Source organism: Mesorhizobium sp. BR1-1-3 (assembly GCF_020165455.1).
GTDB lineage: Bacteria > Pseudomonadota > Alphaproteobacteria > Rhizobiales > Rhizobiaceae > Mesorhizobium > Mesorhizobium ciceri.
Genome location: NZ_JAIUIC010000014.1, coordinates 71,824 through 84,137 on the forward strand (window position 1 = coordinate 71,824; position 12,314 = coordinate 84,137).

Consider the following 12,314-nt stretch of genomic DNA (forward strand, 5'->3'; position numbering starts at 1 on the left):
ATCGACACACCAGCGGCCTCGCTCGAGACGGAGCAAGCTCCCACCTCTGTATCGTCCGCGTTAATTGGTCGGAAGCTTCTCCGGACAGTTTGACCGATCCCCGGACGAACTCGTGGAACGTTCACAGTGCGACCGTGCTGTAGGCGATATCCTTCCACGCGTCGAACTCCATACGCTGCGCGATCAGTTTTGACGTAATGGCCTCCCAACTGTCGGGGCCAAGTATAAGTTGCCGAGGCATGGTTTTAGCCATCACCAGACCGACAAGTATCTGTGCAATCCGATGGGGGTCGCTCGGCGCAAGGGCGCCATCTCTGTCGTTTTCCAGAAGATCCATGATGGCATGCGCCCGGGCATCGTAGCCCTCGATCCTCGGGCTCCGGAGATTGCGCGAGACTATGCCCGTCGGCATGCCCCCCGGCTGGACCGACATCACGCGTATGCCAAGCGGCGCGACTTCTTGCGCCAGCGCTTCAGTGAGCGCTTCGAGAGCGAATTTCGACGCGCTATAGTAGCCGAGGGACGGCATGGCGACGATGCCGTTGGTCGAGGAGATATTGATGATCGTCCCGCTTCCGCGTGCGCGCATGCCAGGCAGGGCAGCCCGTATGGCCGCAACCGCGCCAAACACATTGGTTTCGAATAGCTTACGAACTTTCTCGTCTTGCCCTTCCTCTATTAGGGCGAGGTACCCGACCGCCGCATTGTTCACGAGTACGTTGATATGGTCATGCCATCCCTCGGCCGCCGCAACGGCCGCCTCTATTTCGGTGGTGCTAGTCAAATCCATCGATAGGGGCAGTACCGCGCCTGGATAATCCGCGGCCAGCGCGTCCAGGCGAGAGCTGTCCCGTGCCGTGACAGCCACGCGATGTCCGGCTCGCAGAGCCGCGTGCGCAATAGACGCGCCCAGCCCGCTCGATCCGCCGGTGATGAGCCAAACCGGTGTGTTCATTTGTGCTTTCCTTCTGGATGAAACACAGTGTTCAGCCCCGCTCCGTTCTCGCCCACCACTCGACCGAGAACGAGCCTACGCGCCAGGAGGAGAGTAGTCGGGGAGACGGCGATGGGTGACGCGGTCGGTTTCAGCCGCGTCCGTCACGGGGCGCCGGGCGCCAGAAAACCCGGTCTGGCCCTCAGACCGGCCACCGCCACCCTCGGCAAGCTTAGATTCGCCGCCAGCACGTCGACCGGATTGGCCGCTAGCCAGGCGGAGAGGTCGTTCGCCTCGTAGTGACCGTTATTGAACCCGACGAGGACCCGCAGGACTCCTGGCCCCGTGTTGCGGATATAGTGGCCGGAACCCATTGGCGCATAACCGATGTCCCCTGCCTCGAACTGCTCAATGACAACCTGTCCCTCGGCAAGGAACACCGCCATCTCTGCAGCGCCTTCGATGTAGTATTGCCACTCGTCGGCATTGGGATGCCAATGCAGTTCGCGCATCGCCCCAGGCTCGATTTCCAACAACGAACCGGCCATCGTGGTAGAGATCGGAAACTCGTCTACCGACACGGTTCTTTGCGTTCCCCCGCCCGGCACCCGTCGCGGTTGCTGAGCATAAAGCGGGTAGCGATGGAATGTTGTCAGTTCCGGAACCGGCCGCGGCTCGGCATCCCGGGACCGGTCATCGGGCGCCGGGCCGGTTGCGAAATAGGCCTCTCCGTGCGGCAGCATTGACAGGCACTCAGCGGAAAGGCCTAGATTTTGTCGTACGACCTCCGCTGGCGTACAAGACAGCCAGTCGGTGATGCTGAAGGTATGATCCTCTGAGAAATCGCCATTGTCGAAGATGAGAATGAAATGGCATTCGCCGGGTCCGAGGCCCTGGATAGAATGACCCCATCCGCGCGGGAAATACCAAACATCACCCGGGCCGAACGTATCGGTCGCCGCTCCCCCGTTTGGATTAAGAACCGTTGTGCGGCAGTTGCCAGAAATCACATATGCCCATTCCGCGGCGTTGGCATGCCAATGCAGTTCGCGCATGGCGCCAGGATCGAGACGCATCGACACGCCGGCGATACCGATGCTGGCGGGAAACTGGTGTATCGACGCGCCCCGTGTGATGCCGCCGTTGCCGACACGTGGGATGGACTTTTCGAGTTGGTATCGGAACGAAGGCATGGTCATATTTGATTCCCTTGCTTCAACAAAACGGTAGGCTTGCCGTACTGGGTCCCCCAGATTGTGTGAAGCTAAGCGGCGGTTGGCACTTCAGATATCGGCGCAAGGGATCGTTCTTCCGTACATAAGTACGGTCGCTCGCCCGTGTAGGCGACCGCGACTGCCGCTACGTGGGATTATTCACGATCGACCTTCGCCGTAGCGTGGCGTCGAGCATAACGGCGAAGATCGGGAATGAAGATGACGACAGAGCAAGCGAGTGCAGAAGCAGTGGAGCGCGCATTAGCATCGCGTGCCGCAATGGCGAGGATGATGGCGGTAGCGGGCCACGATTTGAAGCAACCGCTGCATGTCGCGATGATGTCGCTCGCCTACGCGGCAGAAGCTGGTATGCCGGCCCTTATTGCAGATCGTCTCCGCATCGCACTTGATGCCATGAAGCGCCTCGGTAGCGAACTCGATGACATCGCTCGCTTGTCGCAGAAGGACGAGACGTTGCAACCGCGCCGCCAGAATGTCCTCCTTGCTCAAGTACTGGAGCGGGTCGAAAGCGACTGGCGCTTCTATGCAGAGGCTTGCGGCGTCGAGCTTCGGATAATCTCATCCGACAGCATCGTCGAAACGGATCCTGAAATGCTCCACACGATCCTGCGCAATTTGGTCGGCAATGCGATTAAGTATAGCGGTCCGCGTGGCCATGTCCGACTGGTGTGCCGGACCAGGCGCCACAGAGCGTGCATCGACGTGCAGGACGACGGCGCCGGCATCCCCGCAGCACGCCTCGAACGCATCTTCGACGCATTCGAGCGCGGTGATTCCGCTGAGTGGGACGGAATGGGTCTTGGCCTTATGATCGTCCGCCAGACTGCGGATCTGCTTCGCCATCAAGTCGCGGTGAGATCAATCCAAAATGTCGGATCGACGTTCTCCGTCGAACTGCCTCTTGCAAATAGTGTCGAACGCATATTGAGAGGCCGACCAAGTCCCAGCGGCACGGAAAGAATGACCCTGCGCCGCAACTTCCGTGCTTCGCGCAGATCGAGATAATCTCGCTCCGGCACTGCACCGGAGCGAGAGTTAAAATTCGGAGTGAACAACGCTCCCATTGCTCTCGCCTTGATCACTTGATCAGCAAACCGTTCTCGGCTCTGAGTGTGAACTTCCCGTGGGTGGAGAGGGGCACTGCACAATCGCATGGGAAGTGCGTCGAACTGGATGCGGACGTCTGATCGGTCAAACGTAGGTCTAATGGAAATGTTTAATGGTGCTGAATCACGGTCTTCATTACACACAGGTTTATGACCAGAAACCAGACAGGCGCACCGTTTGCCAACGCAATGCTGCCAATCTTTGATCATTGTGCCACCTCTTTCACGCGTTTTCTGAGTAGAACTCGAAGAGAAATTAAAAATTAAGGTCGAACCAATGGAAAATACGGCAAAAGAGCTTCTTGACACCGTGACGTCGGGTGCATTCCTAGCTTCATCGGGCGACGGCACCTCTCGTCGTCAAACGTCCCGAGGCGAGTTTGCCGGTAGGGACTCCAGCGTATCTATAATTGATGCCGACATTATGGTTCGCCAAGCTCTTCAAGATCTTTTGAAATCCATCGATCTCTCCTCACAAGCATTCGGTTCGGTCAGTGATTTTCTTCAGCGGAACAGGTCGCCTGACAACCCAAGTTGCATCGTCCTGGACGTCCGGCTTCCGGGGCTCAGCGGACTTGAGTTCCAAGAGCAACTCGCCCGGTCGGGAGTTAAGACTCCGATCGTCTTCCTTACCGCCCATGCGGATATACAGATGACCGTCCGCGCTATGAAATCAGGAGCGGTCGACTTTCTCACCAAACCATTCCGGGATCAGGATCTGCTAGACGCCGTTTCCGCAGCTCTCGAACGGGATCGCGCGAGGCGACGTCAGCAGCAAGCCATTAATGACTTGCGACGGCGTTTCTCGTGTCTGACCGAACGCGAATTGGATGTGACCTGGCTGGTCGCTGCGGGACGGATGAATAAGCAGATTGCCGCCGAGCTCGGTATAAGCGAGTCTACTGTGAAGTTGCATCGAGGCAGCGTCATGCGCAAACTGAATGTGCGGACCGTTCCCGACCTAGTACGCATGGCCGACATCATGGCTCAGAGCATCGAACCTCGGCAATCGCAGCAGCTTTAGTTAGTTTAGTCTATTTCTTCTTACGCGGTTCACCGTGCTGTTGTAGTGCTTATTGTGGTCGCGTCACGCGACGTCTCTTCTATCTTGCCTTGGTTGGAAATAGGCAACGTAAAGGTGAATACGGCGCCTCCGTTTTCGCCATTCTCAGCCCGTATCTCCCCGTCATGCGCCTCGATGATGGAACGGCAGATCGCCAGTCCAATGCCCTTGCCGTTCGCCTTGGTCGAGTAGAACGCCTCGAAGATCATGTGCGGGTCTTCCATTCCGGATCCTTGGTCGCGAACCTCCACCGAGATCCGGTTTCCGGCGATAAGTCGCGAGCCGATTTCAAGGACTCGTTCCTCCGGAGGCATGCGTTCCATGGCATCGATGCCGTTCCGGATCAGGTTGACGAGAACCTGCTGAAGCTGGATACGGTCCCCTATTACCGATGGCAAGCCGTCATCCGGGCCGGTTTTTATCTGAATTGCGTTCACCGCAAGCTCGTTCTCCATGAGCCGGCAGACGTCCAAGACGAGTTCGTTGATGCTAACCGGCGTCCTAGTTTCAGAGGTTCTAAAGAACAGGACACGGATTCGGCGAATGATGTCTGCGGCCAGATTTGCATCCCTCGTGATCCTGCCCACGTTGGCGATCGCGCGTGTTATGTTAGGCGGATCAGCTTTCAGCCAGTGTTCGCAGGCCTGTGAGCTTGCCACGATGCTGGCCAGTGGCTGATTGACTTCATGCGCGATGGATGCGGTCAGCTCGGAAAGGCTGGCAGCCTTCGAGGCGCTCGCAAGTCTCTCATGTGCCGACCTCAGTTCCTCCTGCATCCTGGTTTCATCGTCGATATCGGTGATGACCGTATACCACTGCAGCAGTCGGCCATCCCCGTCGCGAAGCGGCTCCGACCGGCTGTCGGCCCAGCGGTAGTGCCCATCGTGTCGCATGTGACGATAGCGCAGCGTAAACGGCCTGCCTAAAGCAAAAGAGTCGACCAGGGCGCGGCGGAATCGTTCCCTGTCGTCTGGATGGATCAACCGGTCTATCTGCTGGTTGCGATCGAACCGCGCTTGGTCGACCTTCTCAGCGCGGATACCGGCGTAGTCGTTGAGCCGTCTGTTGATGTAAGTTGGTTCGCCCGAAGCAGAAGCGCACCAAACCATGACAGGCACCGTGTCGACCAGAAGCTGCAGTTGCCTCTCACTCGCGCGCAGGGCTTCCTCGGCCTGCTTGCTCTCGTCAATATCGATGAGTACGCCGTACCAGCGTATGATCTTTCCCGTGTCGTCGCATAGAGGTGCAAGACGACTGTCGACCCAGCGGAACACGCCGTCATGACGGCGCAACCGGTATATCTCCGCGAAGGAGGTGCCCGTCGAGAATGACCGCATCATTGCGTCACCGACCCGAATTCGATCGTCGGGGTGCACGGTCACGTCGAGGGCCTCACGCAGGCGGGTCTTGTTTGGAACCTCCAAGTCGCCAATCGCGATGCCGGCAAACGCTTTGACCTGCTTATTAGCGTAGAACGGCTCACCTTCGGGCGTCGCGCACCAGATCAGGGCAGGAATGGCGTCAACGAGTTGTCTAAGCTCTCGCTCACTCTCTCTGAGGGCCTCCTCGACGAGCTTCTGCTCGTGTATATCCACGGACGTACCGTACCAGCCGGTAATGTCTCCTTTGGCACCCCGGGCAGCGCGAGCAACTGCACGAAACCAACGATAGCTGCCGTCATGTCCTTGGATGCGGCAATCGGTTACAAAATCCTCGCCGCTGGCGAGGCATTCCACCAGCCGGCCAAACGTCTGCTCCACGTCGGCAGGGTGCACAAGCGGAATGGCATTTTTCCAGTCGTCCAAGTCTGCCTGACGATCGTTGCCGGTGACATAGTTCTGTACCGCCTTATTTGTGTACGTGTATTCGCCCTTGCCGTTCAGAGACCACCCCATGGCCGGCATGTTGTCAACGATGGCTGCCGCGAACCGCATGCGATCATCCGCCTTTGAGGGGAAAATCATTGCACACCTAATCACGGTGAAAATCACCAAGGCTGCCCCTCCAAACAGCGCGGTTTGCATTGCAGGAGAGAGGTCGCCCTCTGTCATCAGATGTGCGGGCGGAAAGTGGGCTAGGGAAAAAAGCATCGTCACGAAGATCGCCCCAATGAAGCCGATACGCCAAGCATCAAAGGCACAGACCGACACGACGCCCATGATCAGGAGCCACGGCTCACCACTCACCAAGACGAGAACGATTGCCATAAGCAAAGGGAAGATCGCCAGAACGGGTCGTGCAACGTTCCGGAACATCCGAGATGTCCCCTATGGATATGCCAAGGCAAATACATGCCGATGTGGCTGAGATGGTCGAAGCTGAATTATAGACATACACAGAACAAAAATTCGAGTAAGGACTGGCGTCTTTCACTGGGCATTATCGGGGTTCCCTGCGAGAGCACTAAGACGGCGGCTCAGGAGCGTCGATTGGCAGGGAAAACGAGAAGATTGCGCCCTGTGGCTCATTACGCGTCGTTCCGAGCGAGCCACCGTGGGATTCGATAATTGTCTTACTAATTGCCAGTCCCATTCCCATCCCATCCGGTTTCGTCGAATAGAAGGCGTCGAAAAGCTTTTCCTCCAGGCCGGATGGAACGCCAGGTCCAGTGTCTTGCACTGCGACATAGACAACATGAGGGGATTCGCGTCCGGAGATTATCTTCAGTTCGCGCGGCCGACTGTTGACACCTGCCATGGCGTCTATGGCATTGAGCATCAAGTTCAGGATGACCTGCTGCAACTGGACGCGATCCGCCAAGACGCGAGAGAGGGTCTTGTCAAGCCTCAGCTCAAGCGACACCTCGTTCAGGACGAGTTGCTCTCGAACCAGCGCGACAGTGTCGGAGACGATTGCATTGACGTCGACCAGGTCGTTCTTGGGCGGCATCTTGGTGACAAGGGCGCGCGTGCGATCGAGCACTTCGGCTGCCCGGTGCCCCTCGCTCATCGCCCGCTCGAGTGCACGCCGGACTGCCGGAATGTTGGGTGGTCCTGCCGATAGCCAATTCAGGCCTGCCGAAGCGCTAGTGACCACACCCACTAGAGGCTGCCGCAGCTCATGGGAGATTGCGGCGGAGAGTTGCCCTACCGTAGCGACCCGACTCGCGTGGGCCAATTCGGATTGAAGGTCGCGATAACGGCGATCGCTTGCACGAGCAGCCTCCTCCGCCTGCTTTCGCGCAGTCAGATCCAGAATGAAGGTGACCCCACCGTCCGATTCGGGATCGCCAAATGTGGCGGCGCCAAGAAGCACGGGAACCCGCCTTCCATCCTTATGGAAGAACTCCTTCTCCCAGGGTGGCGCTATCCCCGTTGCCTTTACTTCCGCGACCATTCTGGCGTCGTTTTCCCAACCTTCAGGTGGAGACAAATCAGTCCAATAAACCCGTCCCGCAGCAAGATCGTCGCGATCGAAGCCTAGTATGTCAAGAAACGAGTCGTTCGCCTCGAATATCAGGCCATCGAACCTCCACATGAAGACGCCGATGATGTTGGCATCCATCAGGCGGCGGATTCTCGCCTCGCGTTCGGCGAGGTCGCGATAAAGACGTGTATTCTCCAAGGCTACGGCGGCGTGGGACGCGATCAGCTTCAGAATGGCTATCTGACTGGGCGTGAATACGTTGGCGGCAAGATTGTTCTCCAGATAAAGCAGGCCGATCAGCTTTCCTTGGTTGATCAGAGGCAGCGCCAGAAGCGAGCGCACATGCCGGTCGAGGATATATGGGTCGGTGGTGAAAGGACTGGTCAACAGTGCATTCTCCAAGATAACCGTTTCTTTCGTGCCGAGGACGTGCTGGACAATTGCATCCGGCAGCGCGGCACTTGTGGAGTTCAGGTTTTCCCGCAACCTGACCACCACGCCGTGGCCAGTCATCTCGGCTTCGGCTTCGATATGAGTCCCCGCAACTTGACTCAGCACAAGGACCGCTCTCCCTGCACCTGCATGTTCGATCGCCATGCGCATCAGCGCATCGACCAGCTTGTCGAGGACGATCTCTCCCGAAACAGTCTGAACGACCTTGATCACCGTGGCTAATTCGAGTTGTTCGACCGGCGCGAACGTCGTGCCGGTCGAAAGCGCCACTGGCTGCTCTTCTCGCAGTTGCGGATACGCGGCCTCGATCTGCGTGACTTTGGCGTGAGCTCCCCAGCGGAGATAGCAGAGGCGGGCTTCCCGTAGATACATCAGGGAGATTCTTTCAAAGTTCTGTCGTGCATAGAACCTGCTGGCCATCTCATTGGAAACGGCTTCGTTATGCAGGAAGCCGTTTTCCTTCGCCAAGCGAATGCTCTCTTCATAGAGGCGCTGGGCTTTCAGATCTTGTCCGTCTACCCGCGCGATCTCTGCGGCGACGAGGAGATGCTTGTCGGCAAATGTCGGAGATCCCGTTTCCTCGGCCCAAGCCCGCAATTGCGCGTGCCGCGAAGCCAATTTCGCGTGCATTGCGCCACGCTCGCCAACGGGAGCTTCATCAATGAGTGCAGCGAGCGAAAGCCCGGCATAGTAGAAGCAGTCCATCTGCTCGATCTGCATGTTCCGGATCGAGAAATGCGATTGCACCTTATCCGCGGCGGCCAAGGCAGCCTCGTACTCCCCCGCAAGGAAATGAACCATGGTTTTGCGGGTCCAGTACCACCACATGACGACGGAGTTCTGCGAGCGTGCGAGATTGGCTTCGAAGGCGCCAGCGTCAAAGGTTTCGTCGCTATACTCCGAAAGTCCTCGCGTCCGACCCCGCAGGCACGCTACGGCGCGCTCGGTGGCTATCACCAAATCCATTCCAGCCTGAAAGCCGGTGTCCCGGGCAAAATCGAGCGCACGCTTACACTCGTGGTCGACATCCTCAAGCTTCTGGCCGCTGAGAAAGACATGCAGGACGATTACGGCAGCCTCGAAGCAGGCGTAATAGAGATCGCCGGCTTGGACTCCGCCTCTGAATGCTGCACGCAGCCAATCGAGGACAACGGGCAGCGGCTCCGTCCATGCGGCGGCAAGTCCCGTCAAATGGTTCACGCGCGCTTTGTCGACTGGCCCGTTTCGCTCTGAGGCAAGGTCACTCGCTAGCCGGGCGATGCGATACCCGTCCTCGTAGCGACCGAAGGCGGGGCCGATGACGTAGCCCAACAGAACAAGGCCCTGCGCCGACGTACTCGCAGCCCCCCGAGTCAGGGAAAGATTAATCATCCTGCAGATTACCAGGATCGTCATGTTGAAGCTGGAGAAATACGCCGGCGGCTGCATCTCCGCCAAGAGACGCATCGCCGCGAGTGCTTGTGGATCTGTCATGGGTGGCAGATCGGCGAAGCTCTCTATCGGCCGGCCCTGGAGGTTCCTCCAAATCTCGTCGTATTCACGCTCGACGTCCTCCCAGGAAGGGCGTATCGGCAAATTGAAGCCGAGAAGCCCCAGCCCCTCCACGCCATTTTCGACCGCACCGCTGTTGTCCGACTTGACAACGCAAAGCTCCACCTTGAGCCGGTAGACCGCCGCCTTCTCCACATTGGTAGTTTCTTGGGTCAGCAAGGCAGAGATCATCTGATCGGCCTGCGCAAGATCGCCGCTGAGGAAGGTGCATTCGGCATGCTCCATCGCCAGCGCGAATGCAAGTTCGGCATGTGTCGTCCAGCCGACATCGACGAGCTGCGATCGTCCCCTTGCCAGGTACCCGCACGCCGCCGAATAGGCGGCGGACGCCTTGGCTTTCCGACCAGCACGCAAATACAGGTTTGCGACCTTCGCGCGCTCCGCAGGTGCGATGCTTCCGATTTCGATGCGGTTGAACTGACTCACGATGTTGAAGACATCGGCATCGATCTCGGCTTCATCAAGCGTTGCCAGCAGTCGCGATCCGATCAGTTGATGGGTGGCGGCCTTCTCGGGTTCGGGAAGGGTGGCATAGGCTGCTTCATGGATGCGATCATGCGCAAACGCGTAGCCATCGTCGACTTGGAAGAGCAGACCGGCCAGGAGAGCGTCATGGAGAAGCATGTGTGCCTTCTCGGCAGATGCTTCGACAATCCGCTGGAACGTCAGGGCTTTCACAGCGTTGCCCATGCAAGCCATTTGCCTCAGCGCCTGCTGTGAGGCTTCCGGAAGGCGACGCAGACGCTCGACCATGAGATCGACTATGCTGTCACTTACACGCCTCGCATTGACCTGGTCGATATCCCAACTCCAGCCCGATGAATCCGGATCGTATACGAGCAGGTTCTCGTCGACGAGGCTCGCTACGAACTGAGTGGTGAAAAAGGGGTTGCCGCCAGCCTTCGCAAATATGCTGTCGGCAAGCGGAGCCACTCTCTGTGGATGATCGTCGAGCGCATCTGCGATCATGTGGACAATGTCCTGCGGCCGGATTCCGCTCAATTGGATATCCTGAACCGGCGCTCCTGACGTTCGGATGGAGCGCAGGCGTCTATACAGGGGGTGATCTGAGGCAACTTCATTGTCCCTGTATGCGCCCACGAGGAGAAGGCTTCCCGTTTCGGTCTGGGTCACCAAGTTCTCGACGATGTCCAGGGTCGCCGAATCCAGCCATTGCAGATCGTCGAGGAACAATACGAGGGGATGCTCTGGGCGTGCGAACACACCGATGAACTGTCGAACCACAAGGCGTAGCCGGTTCTGCGCCTCAGGACCGGAAAGATCAGGCACCTTGGGTTGTTCGCCGATAATGGTTTCCAATTCTGGAATGAGATTGACTATTAATTGGCCGTTCGGCCCGAGCGCTGTGGCGAACTCATTCCGCCACAGCGCTAGCTCGGCCTCCTGTTTGCTCAACAATTGTGCAACCAAGCCTTGCAAAGCCTGCGCCAGCGTCGCGTATGGAATTCCGCGTTTGTATTGATCGAACTTACCAGCCGCGAAAAGTCCGCGCCGAGACGCAAGCGACCTGTGCAATTCGTTGACGACCGACGATTTGCCGATCCCCGAATAGCCGGACACAAGAACGAGTTGGGGAGAGCCATTCGCCACGACCCGATCGAACGCAGTGATCAACGATCTGATCTCGTCCTCACGCCCGTAGAGCTTTTCCCGGAAGATTAGCTTAGTTGGCGTGTCGCGCGTGCCAAGATCAAACGGCCGAACGGCCCCGCGCGCCTCCCATTCCTCGAGACAGCGCTGCAAATCCGCCTTCAGGCCAGCGGCAGTCCTGTAACGGTCCTCCGCAGCCTTTGCCAGGAGCTTCATGACGATGGCTGAAACAGGCTCCGGAATTCCGGTCAACCTTTCTGAAGGAGGGACAGGTTGACGGGCCACATGACAATGAATCCACTCCATTGGGTCAGCAGCGACAAATGGCAGGGCGCCGGTGATCATTTCATAGAGGGTAACACCGAGAGCGTAGAGATCGCTGCGAGCATCGATCGACCGGTTCATGCGTCCGGTCTGTTCCGGAGCCATATAGGCGAAGGTACCGGCGATCACCTCGGGAGGCACCGGAGTCTGACGCTCGCGTGGAAGCCGCGAAGCGATGCCAAAGCCAATCAGCCAAGCGCGATCGCCGGAGCCACTTATGAGAAAATTGTCGGGTTTGATATCCTTGTGGATTAGACCAGCTTCATGCATCTGCCCCGTCGCATCCGACATTGCCATGGACAATATCAAGAACCGCCGGATCGGGATCGGTGCCCCGACCTGCCGCGAAAGCGGCTCGCCGCCGGGATCCTCGAGTAGAAGCTCGGTAACGTTTCCTTCCCCCAGAAGCGCCATCGGGCGCGCGGCCCACGTGCCCTCGATATATGGCTTCAGACTGTGTTCATGAACGAGGCGCGCTGCGAGGCCCAACCGTAACTGGTCCAATTTTGGCCTGACAACGAGCGCGGTCTTCTCAGCGTTGCCGTCTCGGCACCTCGCCCTCATTAGCAAACGCTCTTCGTCTTCGGCGAGGACCTTGAGGTCAACATTCGAGAGATCTACGAGCCTGCGCGTGTTCGTCATAGGGCTCTATCCGAGTCTCGTTGCGTCAA

General features: G+C 58.2%; 6 protein-coding genes. 2 read left to right on the forward strand and 4 right to left on the reverse strand.

Annotation, left to right across the window (positions count from 1 at the left end):
* Nucleotides 1-121 precede the first annotated feature (121 nt).
* Both LB559_RS26560 and LB559_RS26565 read right to left on the reverse strand, forming a co-directional pair.
* Entirely contained in the window at nucleotides 122-955 is an 834-nt protein-coding gene (locus tag LB559_RS26560; protein WP_224675343.1) for an SDR family NAD(P)-dependent oxidoreductase, read from the reverse strand.
* A 143-nt stretch (nucleotides 956-1,098) separates the two neighbouring features.
* Entirely contained in the window at nucleotides 1,099-2,133 is a 1,035-nt protein-coding gene (locus LB559_RS26565; protein ID WP_206517119.1) for a cupin domain-containing protein, read from the reverse strand.
* 228 nt (nucleotides 2,134-2,361) lie between these two features.
* Between LB559_RS26565 and LB559_RS26570 the strand changes: the two genes are divergently transcribed.
* Together LB559_RS26570 and LB559_RS26575 are read left to right on the forward strand one after the other, a co-directional pair.
* Nucleotides 2,362-3,174, forward strand: a complete 813-nt coding sequence (locus tag LB559_RS26570) for a sensor histidine kinase (RefSeq protein WP_224675344.1) — start codon at nucleotides 2,362-2,364, stop codon at nucleotides 3,172-3,174.
* Between the two features lie 378 nt (nucleotides 3,175-3,552).
* Nucleotides 3,553-4,299 carry a response regulator transcription factor gene (locus tag LB559_RS26575; protein WP_224675345.1) on the forward strand — a complete coding sequence of 249 codons (747 nt, stop codon included), beginning with the start codon at nucleotides 3,553-3,555 and terminating at the stop codon, nucleotides 4,297-4,299.
* A gap of 29 nt (nucleotides 4,300-4,328) precedes the next feature.
* Here LB559_RS26575 and LB559_RS26580 read toward each other — a convergent pair whose 3' ends face one another.
* Both LB559_RS26580 and LB559_RS26585 read right to left on the reverse strand, forming a co-directional pair.
* On the reverse strand, nucleotides 4,329-6,593 hold the full coding sequence (locus LB559_RS26580; protein WP_224675346.1) for a PAS domain-containing protein: 2,265 nt from the start codon (nucleotides 6,591-6,593) through the stop codon (nucleotides 4,329-4,331).
* Nucleotides 6,594-6,741: 148 nt separating this feature from the next.
* Nucleotides 6,742-12,285 carry an ATP-binding sensor histidine kinase gene (locus tag LB559_RS26585; protein ID WP_224675347.1) on the reverse strand — a complete coding sequence of 1,848 codons (5,544 nt, stop codon included), beginning with the start codon at nucleotides 12,283-12,285 and terminating at the stop codon, nucleotides 6,742-6,744.
* Nucleotides 12,286-12,314: the final 29 nt, after the last annotated feature.

Bases quoted from the DNA above. Each gene is read 5' to 3' on its own strand.
- LB559_RS26580 (WP_224675346.1), bottom strand. From the start codon at position 6,593: ATGTTCCGGAACGTTGCACGACCCGTTCTGGCGATCTTCCCTTTGCTT.
- LB559_RS26575 (WP_224675345.1), top strand. From the start codon at position 3,553: ATGGAAAATACGGCAAAAGAGCTTCTTGACACCGTGACGTCGGGTGCA.
- LB559_RS26585 (WP_224675347.1), bottom strand. From the start codon at position 12,285: ATGACGAACACGCGCAGGCTCGTAGATCTCTCGAATGTTGACCTCAAG.
- LB559_RS26565 (WP_206517119.1), bottom strand. From the start codon at position 2,133: ATGACCATGCCTTCGTTCCGATACCAACTCGAAAAGTCCATCCCACGT.
- LB559_RS26570 (WP_224675344.1), top strand. From the start codon at position 2,362: ATGAAGATGACGACAGAGCAAGCGAGTGCAGAAGCAGTGGAGCGCGCA.
- LB559_RS26560 (WP_224675343.1), bottom strand. From the start codon at position 955: ATGAACACACCGGTTTGGCTCATCACCGGCGGATCGAGCGGGCTGGGC.